Below are 22,400 nucleotides of genomic sequence, written 5' to 3' on the forward strand. Positions count from 1 at the left end.
TTTGAATTGAATATTCAAAAATAAATTATGAAAAGCCTCAAACAATCTCTAAAAATATTTTTCGAAATCATTCTAGCATTTGTAATTCTTATTTTAATATATTCATTTTCCGTTTTCGGATTATCAAAGATTACTGTTAATGATGATGTTATTCAAAATGAAGAAATCGAAATTTTTATTAAAACCAATGGAGTTCATACAGACATTATTGTTCCTATAAAAAACGAAATAAAAGATTGGAGTCAAGAAATTAAGTTCAATCAAACAAAATCTAAAGATTCAGTAATGAATTATGTTGCAATAGGTTGGGGAGACAAAGGTTTTTACTTAAATACACCACAATGGTCAGACTTGAAAATGAGTACGGCATTTTATGCTGCAACTGGATTAAGTACTTCAGCAATACATACTACATTTTACAGATCGGTTTCTGAAAACGGAAGCTGTAAGAGAATTTTAATATCTAAAGAAAATTACCAAAAATTAATCATTTTTATTAATGATAGTTTTCAGAGAGATTCTAATAAAAACTTGCAATGTATTTCAGGTCGCGGTTATGCTAATAATGATGCTTTTTATGAAGCAAAAGGAAGTTATAGTTTATTTAAAACTTGTAATACTTGGACAAATGAAGCACTAAAAACATCAAACCAAAAAGCCGCATTTTGGACACCTTATGATGGTGGAATTTTTTGCCATTATCGATAAAAAAAATGCCGTCTTGTGAACGGCATTTTTGTTTTATTTCAAAAAATAGATTAGAATTTAAATCCAAGTCTAGCATAGTAGTAAGCACCACTAAATCCCATTTGAACTGAATCCCAATATCCTCCTGCTTCAACCCAGTCGTCTTGTTGGTCGGGATAAATATTTAGTAAATTGTTAGCCCCTAAGCTTAATTTAAGAGCTTTAGATAATTTGAAACCTAAAGTTAAATCGGTTACAATTTTAGCTCCGTAAGTATCGGTTGCTGCTTTTATTTGGTTGTCAAACAATTGAGCTGAAGTTTCTGATGGATCTGTTCTATAATCTTCAAGATCTTCATAAACTTGATAATCTAATAATTTAACTTCACTAAATCTTGTAAATGCTAAACCAGCATCAAGAAATTTATAACCATAATTTAAGTTTAATGCAAATTTGTTTGATGGAGCAGAAGCTAATAAGAAGGCTTTGTCACGCTCTCCAAAGAAGGTCTGACTATCTAAATCTCTGTTTTTAACATTAGAAATCTCCATGTCATTTATGTTTCCAACAGCAGTAGCCCCGAATTTAGAATTACCTATTGTTTTTTTCCAAGATACAACCATATCTAAACCTTTAGTTTTAGTATCTACACCATTGGTAAAAAACTGTGCTGAATCGACATTTAATCCTAAAGATGTTGCATCAAAATATCCTGTTAATACGATTCTGTCTTTTACATTTATCATGTAACCGTCTACAGTTGCTGTAAAACTTCCTTTAGATAAAGTAAGCCCTAGAGATGCATTTACTGCTTTTTCTTCATTTAGTTTTCCAATACCAAAAGCTTTTGTAACTGGGCTGTCATTAGCAGAAAGTAAAACTTCTGTTGCTCCAGAACTACTAAAATTTGTAAAACTAGTATTGTAGTAAATTTGAGCTAACGATGGCGCTCTAAATCCAGTACTTACAGAACCTCTAATGTTTATATTATCTGTAATCTTATATCTTGAAGCTAATTTTCCATTGACAGTACTACCAAAATCACTGTAATTTTCGAAACGTACCGCAGTACTAACTAAGAATTTTTCAGTAATATCAAATTCAGCATCAGCATAAGCGGATAAGTTTGTTCTTCCTTTGTCAACCACATTTTTTTGGCTATAACCAGGAAACCCTTGAGAACCTCCAGGTCTTGGAATAGGGTTTCCATCATCATCCAAATTAGGATTTCCAAATTCATCTAACCAATAAACGATATCTGCTGGATTAGTGTTTGCATTAACTGGTGATCCATTTACATCATAAGTTGCATATGATCCTTCTTCTCCAGAAAAAATCTTAAATGTTTCTGAACGGAACTCTGCTCCAAAAGCTAAATTCATACCACTTAAAACAGAATCATAATTTTTTGAAAAATCAAGATTTGTAGTGTTTTGACTTAAACTATGACCACCAGCTCTAAATTCTCTTGGTGATGCACCTTCTAATGAAGCGTTTAATGTTCCTTTTATTGTATAGTCGAAAATATTTTTACCATAAGTATTACTCAAATCTATTTTCCAACCACTGCTTGTATTTTTTCTAAAACCTGCAGCGATTGAATTATCTATAATATTTGAAGTAATTCGTGGTGTAAATCCGCCAGGATATATAGATTCTACAACTCTTTCGCCATCGTTTCTAGTAAATGCATAAGCATCGGTATCTCTATAATTTCTGCCGCCAAAAGCGTAAAACTCTATTTTATCAGTAATTGGAATAGCTAAATTAGCCATAAAATTGGCACTAAAAATTTCAGCTTCACCAAACCCTTTTCTAAAATCGAATCCAGGACGCAAAGTTTTTTCTTTGTTTAAGAATTCGGTTGTAAAATTTGCATAACCACCTTTCTGACCTATTTTTACTCCATAATTGGCAGCAACTTTCGTAGAGTTACCATCAAAGTTTTTGTCTTTGCCAAAAGAATTTCCATTTCCATTTTTATCTAATCTAAACCCAGGAGTGTTTGCAGTTCCAGTAGGAAAATTACCTCTTGCATCGGTATTATATGCTCCGTAAGTTACAGCTCCAGTAAGTTCATTTACGTTATCGTTTAAAACGATATTTATTACCCCTGAAATGGCATCAGAACCATATTGTGCTGCGGCTCCATCTCTAAGAATTTCAATTCTTTTTATCGCTGAAGCAGGAATTGCGTTCAAATCGGTCCCTGTATTTCCTCTTCCTCGAGTTCCAAAAAGATTTATTAATGAAGATTGGTGTCTTCTTTTTCCGTTAATTAATACTAACGTTTGATCTGGTCCCATTCCTCTAAGTGAAGCTGGATCTACGTGATCGGCACCATCTGAACCAGATTGTTTATTGGCATTAAATGATGGTGCAACATATTGTAGTAATTCATTAATTTCAATTTTTCCGCTTTGTGTTGTTACATCTTTTACATTAATAATATCAACAGGAACAGCAGAATTTACAACAGTTCTCTTAGAATTTCTAGAGCCTACTGCTTGAATATTTACTTCTTCTAGTCCAAAGCCTTCTTCCTCAAGATTTATTGATATATTTTCAGAAGCTTTTATTTCGATAGTTTTAAATCCTAAAGAACTTACAATTAATTTAGATTCACTACTTTGTACAGTGATTGAGAATTTTCCTTCGAAATCAGTTGAAGCTCCGTTATTTGTACCTTTTTCAAGAATATTTACTCCTGTTAAAGGTTGTCCATTCGGGTTATTAATTTGCCCCGAAATTTTCTTCTGCGAATATCCTAAAAAGGATAATCCTAATAAAAGTAAGGTAAATAAAAGTTGTTTTTTCATAATTGTGTGTTTGTTATTGGTTTCTGCTAAATTATGAATTTTTTGTATTAAAAAATATCAAATCCAATAATATTATCAGGTAATCATTGTTAATAATTTATTAATTCGAAGAATTTTATATCAAAATAAATGATAACAACTCTTTTGATAACTTTCTGTAAAAGCTATTTTATTTTTTCATTAGAAATCTTACATTAGCAAAAATTCCAAGATTTCTTTATGCAAGAGCAAGATCAATATAATGAGGACAATATACGTTCACTCGACTGGAAAGAACACATTCGTTTGCGTCCGGGAATGTACATTGGGAAGCTAGGCGACGGTTCTTCGCCAGACGATGGTATCTATATTCTTCTCAAGGAAGTTCTCGATAACTGTATCGATGAGTTTGTGATGGGTGCCGGAAAAACCATCGAAGTGACTATGAAAGAGAAGTTGGTTACCGTTCGTGATTACGGACGTGGTATTCCATTAGGAAAAGTTATCGATGTAGTTTCTAAAATGAACACTGGAGGAAAGTACGACTCTAAAGCATTTAAAAAATCAGTAGGTTTAAATGGAGTAGGAACAAAGGCTGTAAATGCACTTTCTCATTATTTTCGTGTAGAATCTGTTCGTGACAACCAGCAAAAAGCTGCCGAGTTTTCTGCAGGAAATCTAACTCTCGAAGAAGATATTATAGAAAGCACGAAGCGTAAAGGAACAAAAGTTTCGTTTGTTGCCGATGAAGCTATTTTTAAAAACTATAAATATCGAAATGAGTATATTATCAAAATGCTCAAAAATTATTGTTATCTAAACACAGGACTCACGATAATTTACAACGGCGAAAAATATTTTTCAGATAATGGATTAAAAGATTTATTAGAAGAAACCATTGCCGAAGAAGACATGGTTTACCCGATTATTCACCTTCTTGGTGATGATATCGAAGTAGCGATAACGCATAGCAAAACACAATATTCGGAAGAATATTACTCGTTCGTAAACGGACAAAATACCACACAAGGAGGAACGCATTTAGGTGCTTTTAGAGAATCGATTGTAAAAACTATCAAAGAGTTTTACAACAAACCTTTCGAAGCATCAGATATTCGTAAATCGATAGTTTCTGCGATTGTAGTTCGGGTTGAAGAACCAGTTTTCGAAAGTCAAACCAAAACCAAATTAGGATCTACCGATATGGGACCTAATTTACCTTCGGTGAGAACATTTGTAAATGATTTTATTAAAACCAAATTAGACAATTTTTTACATAAAAATCCTGAAACAGCCGATTTACTTTTACGTAAAATTCTACAAGCAGAAAGAGAACGTAAAGAGCTTTCTGGAATAAGAAAATTAGCCAAAGACAGAGCCAAAAAATCTAGTTTGCACAACAAAAAGTTGCGTGATTGTAGAGTGCATTTGACTGATGCTAAAAATCCTAGAAGTTTAGAAAGTACGCTTTTTATTACAGAGGGAGATTCAGCTTCTGGTTCGATTACTAAATCACGTGATGTAAACACGCAAGCGGTGTTTAGTTTACGTGGTAAGCCTTTGAATTCCTACGGAATGTCTAAAAAGATTGTCTACGAAAACGAAGAATTCAACTTGCTTCAAGCCGCATTAGATATTGAAGAAAGTATGGAAGATTTGCGTTACAACAATATCGTAATTGCTACCGATGCCGATGTCGACGGAATGCACATTCGTTTGTTGTTAATTACTTTTTTCTTGCAATTTTTCCCAGAAATGATCAAAGAAGGACATTTATATATCCTTCAAACTCCATTATTTCGTGTGCGTAACAAGAAAGAAACCATTTACTGTTATTCCGAGCAAGAGCGAAGAGATGCCATCGAAAAACTGAAGCCAAAACCAGAAATTACTCGATTTAAAGGATTAGGAGAGATTTCGCCCGATGAATTCAAGAATTTTATAGGAGAAACCATTCGTCTAGATCCTGTTATGTTAGATAAAGCCACATCGATTGAAAAATTATTGGAGTTTTATATGGGTAAAAACACACCGGATAGACAAACATTTATTATCAATAATCTGAAAGTTGAGTTAGATGTTGTTGAAGCAAATTAAATATTAAGTTAACGGAAAAGATACTGAAATAATTCAGCATAAATGAAAGACGAAGAAGAAGATAACATAAACCCAAATTCAGAAGACGATAACCAATCGGAAGACCATTCTATTGATGAAAATCAAGAAGAAAATGACGCTGATGAAATTATCGAAGTAGATGCAAAACACTTTGAAGGTCAGCATTTTTACGAAAACGACGAAAATCCGGAAGATACCATTACCAAAGTTACAGGAATGTACAAAGATTGGTTTTTGGACTACGCTTCCTACGTAATTCTAGAGCGTGCCGTTCCTGCGATTGAAGATGGTTTCAAACCAGTTCAGCGTCGTATTATGCACTCACTTAAAGAGTTAGATGATGGTCGTTATAACAAAGTTGCCAATGTTGTAGGTCACACGATGCAGTATCATCCTCACGGAGATGCGAGTATTGGTGATGCAATGGTACAAATTGGTCAACGAGAATTACTGATTGATTGTCAAGGAAACTGGGGGAATATCTTAACAGGAGATAGCGCTGCAGCTTCTCGTTATATCGAAGCACGTTTGTCTAAATTTGCTTTGGAAGTTTTGTATTCTCCAAAAATTACCGATTGGGGTGTTTCTTACGATGGTCGTCGTGCCGAACCAAATAATTTGCCTGTTAAATTTCCGTTGTTATTGGCTTCAGGGGCAGAAGGAATTGCCGTTGGACTTTCAACAAAAGTTTTGCCACACAATTTTAATGAATTAATTGATGCTTCGATAAAAATTCTGAAAGGAAAACCATTTACCATTTATCCAGATTTTCAAACGGCTGGTATTGCCGATGTTTCCAATTATAATGATGGTCTTCGTGGCGGACGAGTTCGTGTTCGTGCCAAAATTTCTCAATTAGACAAGCAAACATTAGTCATTACCCAAATTCCGTTTTCGACAAATACATCAACATTAATTGATAGTATTTTGAAAGCCAATGAAAAAGGGAAAATCAAAATCAAAAAAATAGAAGACAATACAGCTGCAGAAGTTGAGATATTAATTCATCTTTTTCCTGGTGTTTCTCCAGATAAAACCATCGATGCTTTGTTTGCATTTACAGCTTGCGAAACGTCGGTTGCACCTTTAGGTTGTGTTATTGAAGACAACAAACCATTATTTATTGGTGTTTCTGATATGTTGAAAATTTCGACTAACAGAACGGTTCAATTGCTAAAAAGTGAACTCGAAATTCAGTTAAGTGAACTCGAAGAGCAATGGCATTTCCTTTCGTTAGAACGTATTTTTATCGAAAATAAAATATACCGTGATATTGAGGACAAAACTACTCGTGAAGATGTTATAAAAGCAGTTGACGATGGATTAAAACCATTTACAAAAAACCTGAAACGTGCCGTTACCGAAGAAGATATTCTTCGATTGTTAGACATACGAATTATGCGTATTTCTAAATTTGACAGTAACAAAGCGCAAGATAAAATAGAAGCTTTAGAAGGTGATATCGAACAAGTAAAACACCATTTAGAGAATCTAATCGATTTTGCTATTGATTATTTTACCAAATTAAAAGATAAATACGGAAAAGGTCGTGAGCGCCAAACAGAACTGAGAAGTTTCGATACAATTGAAGCAACAAAAGTAGCTTTACGTAACACAAAATTGTATGTAAATAAGGAAGAAGGTTTTGTAGGAACTGGACTCAAAAAAGACGAATATGTTGCCGATTGTTCTGATATTGATGACGTTATTGTTTTCCTTCGTGATGGAAATATGATGGTAACAAAGGTCGATGAAAAGAAATTTATTGGTAAAGACATTATTCATATTGCAATTTTCGACAAAAGCGACAAACGCACGATTTACAACATGATTTACCGTGACGGAAAAAATGGTTCTTCGTTTATAAAACGTTTCAATGTTTCGGGAGTTACTCGTGATAAAATGTACGATTTAACCAACGGAACCAGTGGTTCGCAGGTTTTATATTTCTCTCATAATCCAAATGGAGAAGCTGAGGTTGTCACTATTTTGTTGCGTCAAGTAGGAAGTATTAAGAAGCTGAAATGGGATTTAGATTTTGCTGAAATTGCCATAAAAGGTCGTGTGAGCAAAGGAAATACGGTTTCTAAATATCCGATTAAGAAAATTGAATTAAAAGAAAAAGGAATATCTACTTTACGACCAAGAAAAGTTTGGTTTGATGATACTGTTCAGAAATTGAATGTAGATGGAAGAGGAGAATTGTTAGGAGAATTTCGACCGAATGATCGTTTGTTAATCATCAATCAATCAGGGAAACTGAAAACTATTATTCCAGAATTAACCACGCATTTTGATGAAGATATGGTTGTGTTGGAAAAATGGCATCCTAAAAAACCTGTTTCGGCGATTTATTACGATGGCGAAAAAGAACGCTATTATATCAAACGTTTCTTAGTTGAAAACGAAAATAAAGAAGAAATTTTTATTACGGAACACGAAAAGTCTCAATTAGAAATTGTTTCGACCGATTGGCGTCCTGTTGCCGAAATTATTTTTAATAAAGTAAAAGGTGTTCAGAAAGAAAATCAAACGATAGATTTAGAACAATTTATAGGAATAAAAGGAATAAAAGCCATTGGAAATCAATTAACAACTGACAAGCTAAAGCAAGTGAATCTTTTAGAATCTTTACCTTACGATGAACCAGTCGAAGTTGTTCCTGAAGAATTAGAAGTTTCAGATGATGAAAATGTTTCTGAAGATATTCAAACCGAATTAGATGATGACGGACAAATAACGTTAAGTTTAGATTAAATATATTTAGAATAAAAATACCTGACAGGTTTTTGAAACCTTTCAGGTATAATTAACAAATACAAAATTTAATTTTCTCTTTAGCCCTGATGGCAGTGGAAATCCTAACAAAAAAATCCCAATTATAGTTTTATAATTGGGATTTTTTGTTAGATTGAAACAACAGCAGGAACATGGTTTACAAGTATTCCCGAGCGTTTCGCTACAAATTAATTCGTAACATTAGTATCTTCTAAATCTTTATCTACAATAGTACTGTTGTGTAATTTGACAGGATTTTTGCTTTTCTTCATTCGTAAATTCAAGAATTCGACGAATAATGAGAAGAAAATCGAGAAGTACAAATAACCTTTTGGTATAGTTCCTACTTCTACATCATTACCAAAACGGAAATGCGCTAAGTGCGAACCTTCTGCCAGTAACATTACTCCAATAAGTATTAAAAATGACAATCCAAGAATTTGTATTGTAGGATGTTCATTTACAAATTTACTTACCGGACCAGCAAAAATCATCATAATAATTACCGAAATTATAATGGCTAATATCATAATAGCAAGTGCTCCGTCGTAACCAAAACCGCCTTCTGCGGGCGATTTCATACTTATTAATCCAATTGCTGTAAGAATACTATCGAAAGAGAAAACCAAGTTTAACAATGCAATTTGAATAATTGCAGCCGACAAAGTATTTCCAGCTTTTCCTTTTTCCGAATCTTCTTCGCCTTCCATTTTGTGGTGAATTTCAGAAACCGATTTGTATAATAAAAACAAACCACCACCAAAAATAATCAAACTCTGACCCGTAACATGTGCCGAAAAAATTCCTAAATCTATCGAAAACAATGTTTGCTGTAATCCTAAAACCCAAGTAATTCCGAAAAGCAATACGATTCTAAAAGCCATAGCTAACAAAAGTCCAATTCTGCGAGCTTTTGGTTGGTCTTCCTCTTTTAGTTTTCCAGAAACGATAGACAAGAATACAATGTTGTCTATTCCGAGAATAATTTCAAGAAAAGTTAGTGTTAATAAGGCAATCCAAGCATCTGGGTTTGTTAATAATTCCATCATTTTATAGTAAGTATTTAGTGTTTAAAGTTTATACGGAGTTAATCAATTTTTGTTACAGTTCCTTTTTCTTTTTTTGCTTCTCCTACATAAGAATATTCAAAAGTATAAGTATTTTTTTTAGTAGTAACGATTCTCATCGAAATAGATTTCTTTTCTTGCATATTCTTAGGGTTTAATTTTTGCAAAACACACTCGCAATCGTTTACCCAACGCACCGATGCGGTATCGGTTTTGCCTTCAAAAGTCTCTATTTGCAGGTTTTCAGACCTCTCGAAAGTCGATGTTTTTTGGACACTATCAATCACTTGTGTAAATGTAAATTTCCCGGTTTTAAAATCCTTACAATTTCGTTCCTGGTTGTAACAAGAAGCTAATAATAGGAGTAAAGGAAGTATCAATAATTTTTTCATATTTTTTAGGAGCTATTTCCAGCTTTACACTACAATCTTTTGTTTTTTAAAGAAAAAAACAAAAGGATTTTCGTTACAATCTGGGCTATTTTAGTTTATTCAATTCATCATCAGTAAAATGCTTGATACTTTTTTCTTTCGAAAACTTATCGACATTATAATCCTTCGATTTGTTTTTAGGAATCGACAAACTATTCCAGTCACTTTTTTTGAGCATTTTGGCATAAAAAACAATTTGTCCAATATGATAAGGATAATGTGCCAATTGTCTGTTAATAGCGTCCATTGCCGTTTGACCTTCGTTTCTTATATAAATGATTTGTGATAATTGTTCTGGTTGTAAATCATTAATCGCATTAAAAAAACAATCCCAACCTTTCTCCCAAATTTCTATAATAGTTTTTTTGTCATTTCCATCAAAATGGGAATCAAATTCAGCATCACGTTCTCGCCATTTTTTTTCACCATCTGTGGTTAAGAAATTCGTCCAACGAGAAAGCATATTTCCTGAAAGATGATTTACAATGGTCGCTATCGAATTTGTATCTTCATTTACCGAAACAAATAATTGCTCTGGTTCTAATTGTTCCATTGCTTTTTCAGCAATTGTTTTATAATAAAGCATTTGCTTTTTTACACTTTCTAGATAAATATTATTTGTTTCCATCGAATAAGCTTTGCATTATGGTTTTTAATCCTCTAAAAGTTAAAAATATAGCAAAAAAACAAGCCGTCATCCCAATTGCTAAAACCAAATAATGCCAATTATTTTCTTTATTTATAAAAGCATTGTATATAATTGATGGACCCATAAAGTACAAAGGCAAAGCCCATGCTATATATTTTATTCCTTTAAATAATACTTCTTTATTTGTTGACATATAGTAATTTATGATTTAATAATTTTGATTTAGGATTTTCATAAAACGGACAAAAAATTAATTATATGACTAGTACCAAAACTATAAAATTTGCCACAGATTAAAAAGATTTCCACAGATTCCTTTTAAATGCCTACAAAATCTGTGTGAATCCGTGAAATCTGTGGCAAGAAAAAAGACTTGACACAAGTCACGAATAGTCAAATTTGATTGTCTATATTCTATTTATTTAAATGAAAATTATCTACGGCATTTCTCACACTTCCGTATTTTTTCAATAATTCCGAAGCTTCTTCGTAACTCACATTAATTTCTTCGATAATCATTTTTACGCCACGATCTACAAGTTTGTCATTGCTCAATTGCATATCGACCATTTTGTTACCTTTTACTTTTCCGAGCTGAATCATCGTTGCTGTCGAAATCATATTCAAGACTAGTTTCTGAGCCGTTCCTGCTTTCATACGAGAACTTCCAGTTACAAATTCCGGACCTACAACGACTTCAATAGGAAATTTTGCAGTTTGCGACAACGGACTTCCTTCGTTACAAGTAATACAACCAGTAATGATGTTATTTTCGTTGCATTTTTCTAATCCAGAAATCACATAAGGAGTTGTGCCAGAAGCTGCAATCCCAATAACGACGTCGTTTTCATTAATATTAAATTCACATAAATCTATCCAAGCTTGAGTCGTGTCGTCTTCGGCATTTTCGACTGCTCTGCGAATGGCTTTGTCTCCACCAGCAATAATTCCGTTTACTAAATCGAACGGGACACCAAAAGTTGGTGGACATTCCGAAGCATCTACAATGCCTAATCTTCCAGAAGTTCCGGCTCCAATATAAAATAATCGCCCGCCGAGTTTCATTTTTGCAACGATTTCAGCAACTAATTTTTCTATTTGTGGTACCGCTTTTTCGACGGCAAATGGAACAGTTTTATCTTCATTATTAATGTTAGATAATAATTCATTGATAGACATTTTTTCTAAATGTTCGTATTTTGAAGATTGTTCGGTGGTTTTTGTGAAGGTCATTAATTTGAATCTTTAAAATTAGATAACTTTTTTATATATTTCTTCAGATAATTTCTTCAAAACTTGTTTCATAGTATTATTAATTTGATCCTGATTGTAACCAGTCATTACTTCTTGACCAGTATTAAGATTAATTATTTTATATCCAAAATACTTATATGAACTTGTAAAGATGTCTCCATATGATTCATAAAATAATTCTATGCCATAAACAGAGTTTATGTCAGCAATAGAAAAAATATTCTCAATATCTTTATTTACATTACTTCCTTTAAGGGGAGTTCTATTTTTAATAGCATCTGTAGCATTTTTAATAGGTACAACATTAAATCCTTTCTCTTTCAAAAAAGTACTTAATTTTGTTGTTGTTCCTATTTTGTCTTCATCATTCATAATAGCAAATGATGTGTTTTTTTGAAAACTTTCTCCACCATGTATATGATTACGAATTCCACAAGAAATGTTATTCATCAAAATCAAAAAAAGCAGCAGTATTTTAGATTTATTTTTCATTTTAGATTTTTTTTTCATTTTTTTTACACAAAATAAGCCAATCCAATTCCTAAAATAATCATCGAAATTTTGGCAATATTAAATTTGTGTCCTTCGCTACTTTCAAAAATAATAGTTGACGAAATATGAAATAATATTCCAATTACAACAGCTGTTATTTGTGTGTAATAATCGTTTAAAACAGGAAAGTTTTCTGACACTAAAGTTCCTAACGGTGTCATGACGGCAAAGGTTATCATAAACAAAAATAAAGTCGTTTTGTTTAGCTGAGCACCCAAGAAAAATGTCGTTAAAATAATAGCAATAGGGAAGTGGTGAATCGCAATCCCAATGGCTAAATCATGATGATGACCTACCGGAAAACCTTCTAACAAAGCGTGTAAACACAAACTAATAAAAAGCGCCCAAGGCATTTGTGTTAGTTTGTCGTGACCATGAACGTGACCGTGTTCGGCTCCTTTCGAGAAAAATTCGAGTATGATTTGGAACAAAATTCCAACCATAATATAAATCCCGATAGCATGACTTTTTGTTTCGTAAACTTCTGGCAATAAATGTATAACGGTTAATGCCAACAAGAAAGAACCGCTAAAAGCCAGTAATAATTTCAGATTGGTTTTGTTCTTCGGTTGCAAAAACAAAGCAATTCCGAAACCTAATAACACTGAAAAAAGAGGTAATAAATATTCCATTAATTTGGTTTATTCGGTTAATCGTTTATTTGGTTAATCGATTAAACAAATAAACGATTAACCGAATAAACAATAGCCATTTTATTTAAAAATCATGATTAATCGTTCGCTTTCGGCTTTATGAAATTTCTTTAACTTATAATCACCAAAAATATCAAGCAAATAAATACCTGCTTCTTCCATCATTTCTTCAAAATTTTGTAAGGTTAATGCTTGTACTTTTTCTGTAAAATGAAATTTCTCTCCGTTGTCTTTAAAATCAATTTCTTTACAAATGTGATTGTCTTTTAGATAACGCTTGATATGAAAATCGATTCCATCAACCGTTTTTACTTCTTCAGGAACTAGATTTTGTATAACATGATTTACATTCATAAAATCGATAACGGCAAAACCATATTCCGACAAGCTTTCTTTTATAGAAATTAATGTTTTTAAATTATCGGAATCACTTTCAAAATATCCAAAACTGGTAAATAAATTAAAAATAGCATCAAATTTTTCTTCAAACGGCTCACGCATATCGTGAACTTTAAAATTCAGATGTATATTGTTGTTTTTACTAGCTTCTGCAATGCTATTTGGCGATAAATCTACACCTAAAACATTAAATCCCAATTGGTTTAAATAAATCGCATGGCGACCTTTGCCGCAAGCTAAATCTAATACAGTCGCACCTTCGGGAAGATTCAAATAATGTGTAAGATTATCCATAAAAACCTGAGCTTCATGGTAATTTCTATCCTTGTAAAGTATGTGATAATAAGGTGAGTCAAACCATGTAGCAAACCAGTTATTTGATTTAGAATTTTCGATTTGAGAATTAGGATTTTCGGATTCTGACATTGTTTGTTCTTTGAAATTCAAATATAACTGCAAATTTAATGTATTTTTGCAGAAAAATAACTATTACATCAACATTCACAACGCTTTTTGAATTGATTTTTGTAATTGACATTGATATTAAAAATGGAAAATTTTAAAATGATTGCCAAAACCTTTTTTGGCTTCGAAGAAATATTAGCAAAAGAGCTCACACAATTAGGTGCGCAAGATGTAGAAATGGGAACCAGAATGGTAAGTTTTGCTGGTGATAAAGGTTTTATGTACAAAGCCAATTTGTCTTTGCGAACTGCTTTAAAAATTCTGAAACCTATCTATTATTTTAGAGCTAAAAGTGACGAGAATTTATACAAAAACATTCAAGGAATCGATTGGTCTCAATATTTAAATACCAATCAAACTTTTGTAATAGATACGACGGTTCACTCAGAATATTTTAAACATTCGCAGTTTGTTTCTCAGAAATGTAAAGATGCAATTGTAGATCAGTTTAGAGCAAAAACGGGAATTCGTCCAAGTGTAGATAAGGATTTTCCAGATTTGAGAATCAATGTTCACATAGATAAAGATCAGGTTTCGGTCGCTTTAGATACTTCTGGAGCTTCATTGCACCAACGTGGTTACAAAACTGCAACGAATATTGCACCTATAAATGAGGTTTTAGCAGCCGGAATGTTGCTTCTTTCATGTTGGGAAGGTCAAGGACATTTTATAGATCCTATGTGTGGTTCGGGAACAATTCTTGCCGAAGCCGCTATGATTGCTTGTAATATTCCTGCAAATATAAATCGTAAGGAATTTGCTTTCGAAAAATGGAACGATTGGGACAACGAATTGTTTGACAGTATTATGAATTCGTTAATGAAAAAAATTAAAGAATTTCATTATACGATTGTTGGTCACGATAAAGCGCCAAGTGCTGTTCAGAAAGCGATTGCCAATATAAAAAACGCTAATCTTGATGAATATGTAACCATTTCTGAGCAAAATTTCTTTGAAACTGAAAAAAATACAGAGGGCAAATTGCACATGGTTTTTAATCCACCTTACGGTGAACGATTAGACATCGAAATGGAACGTTTTTATAGAGAAATTGGTGATACTTTAAAACAAAGTTATCCGAATACAAATGCTTGGTTTATTACAGCAAACCTTGAAGCATTAAAATTTGTAGGATTAAAACCTTCACGAAAAATTAAACTTTTCAACGGAAGTTTAGAAGCTCGATTGGTAAAATACGAAATGTACGAAGGAAGCAAGAGAACGAAATTTCAAATTAATAATGATTTAAATCAAGAAGAAAATGTCTAAAAAAACAAAATCATTCGTTTATAATTTTATAGGATTTGCTATTATCTTTTTTACAGTTCGCTATTTAGTAGGAACTTATACTAATTTGGAAGGTTATTGGATTCCGGTTACTGCTTTTGTAGTGGGAACAATTTTGGCTCCAAAATTTCAAACCATTCAAACTAATGAAGGCGAGAAATTATTTATGAAATGGCTTTTTATAAAAGGATTTAAGGAGATAAAGTAGTTTTTTCAATTCTTAAACTCCTTCTTGCTAAAATCTTTGTTAAGTGACGTTTACTATTCTATTTTGTGAAATAGTTTATTTTCTTTTGCTTCTTCAATTTTTGAATCACAAACATTAAATATTTCAATCATTTTTAGTTTACTATTCGATTTGTAATTTAAGTTTTTATTACTGCCATCTGAATATTCAGTTTTTAGATGGTGTTCATTAAATTCTTTAATAAGTAAATCCTTTTTATTGTAAAAATAAAGCTTACTTTGACAACTTGGTAATTGATCTATTACTACTTTTTTGAATCCAATTCTAGTTTCGTATTCTAAAACTTTTTCATTTTTGATTTTTGGAGAGTTTTTTTTTATCATTTCAAACAATCCAAAATCATCAATTTCAATAGGGTTAAATTTATTTATGTAATCAAATTTCTGTAAATAAATTTTGGAATTTTCTTTCCAAAATACATATGCTGTAAAATTATTTAACTCAAAAAACTCAGATTTAATTACTATATCAGTTTTCGTATCTATAATTTCTCTACCTACTGTTTCCCAACAACTTTGTGAAATACAAAATATATCAATTACTTTCTTGGCTTTTAGATTTAATGTAGTTGTAGAAAGTATTGAATCAAGTTTGTCCTCTTTAACTTGACTTAAACACAAACTACTAAAAAATAAGGTTAGTATGATTATTGAGTTTTTCATAAATGTTGGCTAACGTCTAAATTTGCCTAATTGGTGATAAAAATAAAATTATCCAAGTATAGATGGAGAGATTATTTTTTCATTTCCTTTTTAGAATTTACTATTTTTTGCCACTAGATTTATACAAAGGAATGAAATAACTAATTGTATAATTCCAACCTACACCAAATTTTCCGTCGTAAGTTCTATTAAAACCAGGAATGTACAAATTATCAAAATTCTCAGGTTTTTTGTTCGAAACCAGATAGTTTAGACGACCACTAAATCCGGCATAGAGATTATTAAACAATTCTACTTTCATACCTGCAACAACTTCAACCCATTGTGCAGATAATCCGTTGTATTTTGTGCCAACAGCAACTGGTTGGGCAACTGGAAAATAAGTGTCAGTATTGTATATTTTATAATTATTTAATTCTTGACTAAAAGAACTGACTCCATATCGCAAACCAATGTGAATCATGTTTTCCATGTCTAACCAGTTTTCGTAATTGTTAGAATCGAAACCTACTTTAAAATAAGTTCCTTTGGTTGTAAAGTTTAGCGTGTTATCGTCGGTGGTTTTAGTTTCGTTACCAATTTCTGCGGCGAGATACATTTTTTTTGTCAAACGATAATCGCCTACAAATTCTAAACCTTTATAATTTTTATCGTAAACTGTTCTGGCTAGTTTAGACAAATCGACACCGACACGCAAACCATATCGTTGTGTTTTAGGTACAATTGTGTCTTTCTTTTTATCTTGTGCAAAAGTGCCAAACGATAAGAATAGAATTAGGATATTAAAAGAAAATTTTAACATGAACTTCATCTTCGTTAAGAATTTTATATTTCTGAATTACAATTTCTTTAATCCAATTATCAGTATCAATAGTTTTTACAATTCCGTTAGGATTATCAAGCAAACTAAAAACGGTTTTGTAACCACAAGCTCTAGAAATAAAAACATCAGTTTTTGTATAATTGATGGTTATTTTGTCCGTATTTCGAAGTGAAGTATCTACATTTTGTGAATCAAAAATGAAACTATATTTAGTAATATCAGCAGTGGTTTGTAGCGGAACTTCAATTTTACTTACACCATTATACAAAAGCCCAGTTGTCATTCCGTCGGCAACAATTCCTAAATTAGTAACAGTTTTTTTTGTTGTAGGTTCTAAATTATCATAAAACTCAACAATCATTCTTGGTGTTGTTGGCGTTCCGTCTTCGCAAATATCATCTTTCTCGCAATTCCAGAATAAAAATGCAATTACTAAGACAATCGAAGCTATAATTAGTTTTTTCATCGAAATTAATTATCGTTTTTCCAAAAGTACAACATTTTCAACATGATGTGTTTGTGGAAACATATCTACAGGTCTCACACGAGTTACTTTGTACATTTCGTCCATAAGCGCCAAGTCACGGGCTTGTGTTGCTGAATTACAACTTACATAAACTACTTTTTCAGGAGCAATATTTAAGATTTGTTTCACTACATCAGCGTGCATTCCATCACGAGGTGGATCGGTAATAATTACGTCAGGGTGACCATGTTGGGCTATAAATGCATCATTGAAAACGTTTTTCATATCACCAACAAAAAACTCGCAATTGGTAATATTATTGCGTTTTGCATTTTCTTTAGCATCAAGAATAGCTTCAGGAACAGCTTCAACTCCAATTACTTTTTTGGCTTGTTTTGATACGAATTGTGCAATAGTTCCAGTTCCAGTATATAAATCGTAAACCAGTTCATTTCCTGTTAATCCAGCAAAATCTCTAGTTATTTTGTATAATTCGTAAGCTTGTTCAGAATTGGTTTGGTAGAAAGATTTGGCATTAATACTAAATTTTAAACCTTCCATTTCTTCTAAAATATAATCACGACCTTTAAAAAGTTTTACATCTTGGTCATAAATCGTGTCATTTGGTTTTCCATTTATCACATATTGTAATGATGTAATTTCTGGAAAAGTTTCAGCCAAATGATTCATAATCAATTCGCGTTGTACTTTATTTTCTTCAAAAAACTGAATCAAAACCATGATTTCACCAGTCGAAGCGGTACGAATCATTAATGTTCTAAGTAAACCTTCGTGATTTCTTGGATTGAAGAACTGTAAATCATTTTCTATTGCAAAACGACGGATTTCGTTACGAATTGCATTTGAAGGATCTTCTTGCAAATGACATTTGGTAATATCTAAAATTTTGTCCCACATTTTTGGAATATGAAAACCCAAGGCATTTCGGTCATCAAATTCTTCCTCACTTTTTATTTCGGCTTCGGTCATCCAACGAGCGTTCGAAAAACCAAATTCCATTTTATTTCTGTAAAAGAACTGCTTTTCAGAGCCTAAAATTGGCTCGAATTCAGGCATTTCTACCTTTCCAATTCTTTTTAAATTGTTATAAACTTCATTTTGTTTGTAATGTAATTGTTGCGAATATTTCATATTCTGCCATTTACAACCACCACAAACACCAAAATGTTCGCAAATAGGTTCCGTTCTGTGTTCAGAATATTCATGAAAATTGATGGCTTTTCCCTCATAATAAGCCTTACGCTTCTTGAAAGTTTGCACATCGACCACATCGCCAGGCACGACATTAGATATAAAAATTACTTTACCATCAGGAGCCTTAGCTACCGAAACGCCTTTTGCACCCGCATCAAGGACTTTTACCGTATCAAAAACGATTTTGTCTGTTATTTTTTTTCCCATGTTGCAAAGATAATAAAATGAAGCGCTTTACGAACTATAAAATTAGAAGTATGAAATTTAGAAATATATTGTATAAAAAAAGCTGCAATCGATACTAATTGCAGCTTTTTTAGTTTGAATGATTTGTGCTTTTAACTTTGTTAATGAATTATTTTCACTGTTTTAAAACTTCCTGATTCAGTTTTTGCTTGAACGAGTAAAATATTTTTATTGGAAACCAAATTTACTTTAAAAGCAGTACTGTTTACATTGTCATTTTCATATAATTGTCGACCTAAAACATCAAAAATACGAACCGATTTGATGATTTCTAAAGAAGAATCAACATGAATTGCGCTTCCATTTGAATACACTAAAATGTTGCTCGAATTTTCAAATTCAGATAGTGATAATGTGCTGTAAGTTGCCTGAATTGCATAATTGTACAATGCTTCATTGCAATCGTCATTGTTAATAATTACAGTTGCATTTTTAGTTCCTGTCGTACTGATTCCAAAATCTATACTAAAAGCTAAATTCCCCGAAGCAGCAATAACCGCTGGAAAAGTAACTCCTGAAATCGTAAAACTTGAAGCATCAGTTCCTGAAATTCCAATATTTTTAACAGTTAATGGTGTAGAACCAGTATTATTAATTTTAAAAGATTTAGTTGTATCGGCGCTTACAGTACCAAAATTGGTGTTGTTTGTAGTGCTTGTTGTCACGCTGTTATATAATACGTTGTTGCCATTCCCTGTGATATTGATTTCTTTAGCATCGCAACAGGTCCAACTGGCTACCCAACCTGCTTTTGTTGTCGAATTATCGGAAGTAAATCTTAGTGTTAAGCTTCCGCCAGATGAATTAATTACTGGAGGAATAGTTGTTCCAGAATACGTTCCCAACAAAGTTGAAGCGGTTGTGGGGCCATCATAAATTCTAAGAAAATCATAATTAAGTTCTGTATTAAAACTTTCAAAGGTCAATTTTACTGATGAAGCTCCTGTTGGTGCAATAGTAAACGTGTAGTTTTCGTTGTTACGGTAACCACCAATTTCTTCTCCAACATCTGTAAAACGACCAGTACAAATAGTTGTGGTCATGTTTGCAGCAACAGTAGCTTTAATGAATTCCTTACTAATCCAAGCGGAACGGTCTTGTTCGTTACAAATGGCTCGTACCTGCCATAAATAATGTCCATCTGAAGCTAATCCGGTGGCATCATATTGAGAAATTGTTGTGGTAAATGTATCCCAAAAAGTATTTAAAACATGTCTGTATCTTATCTCGTAAGAAGTTGCTGTGGCTACATCAGCCCAATCAAACCGAACAGTGTTGTGTGTAATATTATTTTCAGTTAGAGTCGTTGGTTCTTCACAAATTGGTGCTGTAGTATTACATGACCAGTTGGCCGCCCAGCCTGAACCTACTGTTGAACAATCAGTTCTAAATTCCAATAATAATTTGCCACTTGTGCCAGTAATTGTACCAGGTAGAGTAGTGCCATTTAAGGTTGCAATGAGAGGGTCGTTATAACTTTCGCCATCATAAACATATAGATAATCGTATCCTGCTTCTAAATTTAAAGCGGTAAAGTTTAGAGACACTGTTCCTGCTCCAATAGGTTTTATGAGATAAAAAGTACGTTCGTCGTTACCATAATTTCCAGCGGAACCACCCGAATCATAAAACGTTCCGTTGCACGCTGTATAAGTATTTGTTGTAGCATCAGAAGCTGGATTTAGTAAATCATAATATCGATTCCAATCCCAATACGGTCCTGGATCTACGTGGGTTTGAGCAGGAAAATGTTGGTGTCCTTTTACTTTGAAGCATCCATCGCTAATAGAATTTGTACCACTATCTCCATTTTTATCGTAGGTTCTTTTTAGGTTAATTCCACGGCGAGTTGCAATATCTTCAGTTAACTTTGCCGAAACAACATACATGATATTGGTGTACCAAGAAGCATCTTCAACAAAACCTTCATGCTCTATTCCAATGGCATATGGATTAGAATTACTCACGTGCCAAGCTTTATCAATTTCGCAAACAGATTGTGTAATTTGACCATCGGAAGCACGAATATTGTAATGTGCCGAAACGTTTGCCGTAGGGTTTTGAAACCATGAAATAGCACCTGCATACGAACCTTGCATGGTGTGAATAGTTACGTGAGTTATTGCGGTACCACTACGTGAACTATAATTTCCAGGATCGGCTGGAGCTGCCAAAACAGTATAGGGAAATCCTGCCGAAACATCACCGCAAGGTGGCGCCATTATTTTGTTTTGTTGGTAAGTTTGTCCGTCTTCGGTTTCAATTTTATCTTTCGTGATTTTTATCGATTTCGATTGTAAAATATTTAAATTTTGACCAAAAACTTTTTGAAAATTGATGTTATAATTGGGTAATTTATGAATGGCTTGAAATTGCGATTGGTTGATATTCATTAACACTGAATAAAAAAACGAATCTAAAAAATAAGAATTTTGCTGTGGTAATTCGCTTAACTGATTTAAAATTGCGCGCTGGTTTTCAATCGATTTATCTTCAGTTTGTTGCAATAAAGTGTTGTACGCTTTTGCATACGCTAAAATGTTTGTTTGCGGAATTTCTTTTATTTCTTTTTCAGAAAAACCAGATAAAATACTAACCAATTTTAAGTTGCTTCTGAAATAGTTTTTGCCATCATCCGTTAAGCCCATCACACCATAAACGTTTGGTAAACCGATACAACTTTGATGTTCAAGATTGGGTACAATATGATTTAAATGCGTGTTGGTATAAGCAATAGATTCTAAAATTCCTTTTGGAATATCAGGATAAAGTGCATAAGCTTCTTCAAAAATAAGGTTGTAATTTTTGTTGGACTTTATTTCCCAAGATTGAGAATTAGCAGAGAATGTAATTAATAAAAAAAGGTAGAGTATTTTTTTTTCCATAAAAGTAATAGTTTGAAAATCAAATATATACTTTTTCTTGTTATACTGGTTTAGAAAAAATACTTTTGTTAAAATTTTAATTTAATATGAAAACCCATCTCGCTCTTCTACGTGGCATCAATGTTTCCGGACACAATATGATAAAAATGGATGCATTAAAAATTGCATTAGAAAATATTGGTTTCCAAAATGTGCAAACGTATATTCAATCAGGAAATGTATTTGTAGATTCGGAAGAAGAAAACGGTCCAAGTGTTGGTTTTACAATCAAACAGGAGATTTTTAAGGTTTTTGGTCATGATGTTCCTATCGTTGTTATTGGTAAAAAAGATTTAGAAGATTGTTTTAAAAATAATACCTATCTAAAAGAAAAAGAAATAGATACGAAAAAATTGTATGTAGCTTTTATTTCGAAAGAATTGAATGCTTCGGCGCTAAATGATTTAAAAATCAGCCAGTTTAAACCTGATGAAGCGAGTATTGATTCTAGCAGAATTTACATTAAATATGATATTGGCGCAGGGAAAACCAGATTAGATCAGAAATATATCGAAAAGAAACTAAGTGTAACGGCAACGATCAGAAACTGGAATACGGTTACCAAGTTGTTGGAAATGTTTGAAGAAAGATAAGCAGTAAATTGAAGAATATTCATTATTTTTGTCGAAAATAGGGATGATTTCTCTCCAAAAGAAGGAATTGAGATTACTAAAATCAA

At 32.5% G+C, this 22,400-nt stretch carries 20 protein-coding genes; 6 read left to right on the forward strand and 14 right to left on the reverse strand.

What is annotated here, in order from left to right:
• Nucleotides 1–27: 27 nt before the first annotated feature.
• Nucleotides 28–708: a TIGR02117 family protein gene (locus BM053_RS04380; RefSeq protein WP_091474427.1), complete on the forward strand. Its 681-nt coding sequence runs from the start codon at nucleotides 28–30 to the stop codon at nucleotides 706–708.
• A 50-nt stretch (nucleotides 709–758) separates the two neighbouring features.
• On the opposite strand, the gene BM053_RS04385 is transcribed toward BM053_RS04380, so the two are convergent.
• Entirely contained in the window at nucleotides 759–3,506 is a 2,748-nt protein-coding gene (locus BM053_RS04385; RefSeq protein ID WP_091474429.1) for a TonB-dependent receptor, read from the reverse strand.
• Between the two features lie 219 nt (nucleotides 3,507–3,725).
• Between BM053_RS04385 and BM053_RS04390 the strand changes: the two genes are divergently transcribed.
• A complete protein-coding gene (locus BM053_RS04390; protein ID WP_091474431.1) occupies nucleotides 3,726–5,582 on the forward strand; it encodes a DNA topoisomerase IV subunit B in 1,857 nt (618 codons plus the stop codon).
• 42 nt (nucleotides 5,583–5,624) lie between these two features.
• Nucleotides 5,625–8,360, forward strand: coding sequence for a DNA gyrase/topoisomerase IV subunit A (locus BM053_RS04395; protein WP_091474434.1), 2,736 nt, complete (start codon nucleotides 5,625–5,627; stop codon nucleotides 8,358–8,360).
• Between the two features lie 209 nt (nucleotides 8,361–8,569).
• Here the strand turns inward: BM053_RS04395 and BM053_RS04400 are convergent, their stop codons facing one another.
• From BM053_RS04400 to BM053_RS04435, 8 genes are all read right to left on the reverse strand, one after another.
• Complete coding sequence (locus BM053_RS04400; protein WP_091474436.1) at nucleotides 8,570–9,430, reverse strand: TerC family protein; 861 nt, start codon at nucleotides 9,428–9,430, stop codon at nucleotides 8,570–8,572.
• Nucleotides 9,431–9,468: 38 nt separating this feature from the next.
• Nucleotides 9,469–9,840, reverse strand: coding sequence for a DNA topoisomerase IV (locus BM053_RS04405; RefSeq protein WP_091474438.1), 372 nt, complete (start codon nucleotides 9,838–9,840; stop codon nucleotides 9,469–9,471).
• 85 nt (nucleotides 9,841–9,925) lie between these two features.
• Nucleotides 9,926–10,507: a DUF1572 family protein gene (locus BM053_RS04410; RefSeq protein WP_091474440.1), complete on the reverse strand. Its 582-nt coding sequence runs from the start codon at nucleotides 10,505–10,507 to the stop codon at nucleotides 9,926–9,928.
• The gene (locus BM053_RS04415) at nucleotides 10,494–10,721 is read right to left on the reverse strand and encodes a DUF6095 family protein (RefSeq protein WP_091474442.1); all 228 of its coding nucleotides are present in this window, start codon (nucleotides 10,719–10,721) and stop codon (nucleotides 10,494–10,496) included. Before BM053_RS04415 ends, BM053_RS04410 begins: the two co-directional genes overlap by 14 nt.
• A 221-nt stretch (nucleotides 10,722–10,942) precedes the next feature.
• The gene (murQ, locus tag BM053_RS04420) at nucleotides 10,943–11,761 is read right to left on the reverse strand and encodes an N-acetylmuramic acid 6-phosphate etherase (protein WP_091474444.1); all 819 of its coding nucleotides are present in this window, start codon (nucleotides 11,759–11,761) and stop codon (nucleotides 10,943–10,945) included.
• Nucleotides 11,762–11,779: 18 nt separating this feature from the next.
• The gene (locus BM053_RS04425; protein WP_091474446.1) at nucleotides 11,780–12,292 is read right to left on the reverse strand and encodes a hypothetical protein; all 513 of its coding nucleotides are present in this window, start codon (nucleotides 12,290–12,292) and stop codon (nucleotides 11,780–11,782) included.
• 5 nt (nucleotides 12,293–12,297) lie between these two features.
• Nucleotides 12,298–12,966, reverse strand: a complete 669-nt coding sequence (locus tag BM053_RS04430) for a ZIP family metal transporter (RefSeq protein ID WP_091474448.1) — start codon at nucleotides 12,964–12,966, stop codon at nucleotides 12,298–12,300.
• 81 nt (nucleotides 12,967–13,047) lie between these two features.
• Nucleotides 13,048–13,812: a methyltransferase domain-containing protein gene (locus tag BM053_RS04435; protein ID WP_091474450.1), complete on the reverse strand. Its 765-nt coding sequence runs from the start codon at nucleotides 13,810–13,812 to the stop codon at nucleotides 13,048–13,050.
• Between the two features lie 123 nt (nucleotides 13,813–13,935).
• On the opposite strand from BM053_RS04435, the gene BM053_RS04440 reads away from it, so the two are divergent.
• Together BM053_RS04440 and BM053_RS04445 are read left to right on the forward strand one after the other, a co-directional pair.
• Nucleotides 13,936–15,120, forward strand: a complete 1,185-nt coding sequence (locus BM053_RS04440) for a THUMP domain-containing class I SAM-dependent RNA methyltransferase (protein WP_091474452.1) — start codon at nucleotides 13,936–13,938, stop codon at nucleotides 15,118–15,120.
• Nucleotides 15,113–15,346 carry a hypothetical protein gene (locus tag BM053_RS04445; protein ID WP_091474454.1) on the forward strand — a complete coding sequence of 78 codons (234 nt, stop codon included), beginning with the start codon at nucleotides 15,113–15,115 and terminating at the stop codon, nucleotides 15,344–15,346. Before BM053_RS04440 ends, BM053_RS04445 begins: the two co-directional genes overlap by 8 nt.
• A 53-nt stretch (nucleotides 15,347–15,399) precedes the next feature.
• On the opposite strand, the gene BM053_RS04450 is transcribed toward BM053_RS04445, so the two are convergent.
• From BM053_RS04450 to BM053_RS04470, 5 genes are all read right to left on the reverse strand, one after another.
• Nucleotides 15,400–16,047, reverse strand: coding sequence for a hypothetical protein (locus BM053_RS04450; protein WP_091474456.1), 648 nt, complete (start codon nucleotides 16,045–16,047; stop codon nucleotides 15,400–15,402).
• A 100-nt stretch (nucleotides 16,048–16,147) separates the two neighbouring features.
• A complete protein-coding gene (locus BM053_RS04455; RefSeq protein WP_091474459.1) occupies nucleotides 16,148–16,858 on the reverse strand; it encodes a DUF6048 family protein in 711 nt (236 codons plus the stop codon).
• Nucleotides 16,830–17,336 (reverse strand): DUF6452 family protein, encoded by a 507-nt coding sequence (locus BM053_RS04460; RefSeq protein WP_091474461.1) that lies wholly within the window; start codon nucleotides 17,334–17,336, stop codon nucleotides 16,830–16,832. The genes BM053_RS04455 and BM053_RS04460 overlap by 29 nt, the downstream gene beginning before the upstream one ends.
• A 9-nt stretch (nucleotides 17,337–17,345) precedes the next feature.
• Complete coding sequence (rlmD, locus tag BM053_RS04465; protein WP_091474463.1) at nucleotides 17,346–18,758, reverse strand: 23S rRNA (uracil(1939)-C(5))-methyltransferase RlmD; 1,413 nt, start codon at nucleotides 18,756–18,758, stop codon at nucleotides 17,346–17,348.
• Nucleotides 18,759–18,898: 140 nt separating this feature from the next.
• Nucleotides 18,899–21,682: a CUB domain-containing protein gene (locus BM053_RS04470; RefSeq protein WP_091474465.1), complete on the reverse strand. Its 2,784-nt coding sequence runs from the start codon at nucleotides 21,680–21,682 to the stop codon at nucleotides 18,899–18,901.
• Between the two features lie 86 nt (nucleotides 21,683–21,768).
• Here BM053_RS04470 and BM053_RS04475 point away from each other — a divergent pair, with 86 nt between their 5' ends.
• Entirely contained in the window at nucleotides 21,769–22,314 is a 546-nt protein-coding gene (locus tag BM053_RS04475; RefSeq protein ID WP_091474467.1) for a DUF1697 domain-containing protein, read from the forward strand.
• Nucleotides 22,315–22,400: the final 86 nt, after the last annotated feature.

Source organism: Flavobacterium swingsii, assembly GCF_900111965.1.
In the GTDB taxonomy this organism is placed as follows: domain Bacteria; phylum Bacteroidota; class Bacteroidia; order Flavobacteriales; family Flavobacteriaceae; genus Flavobacterium; species Flavobacterium swingsii.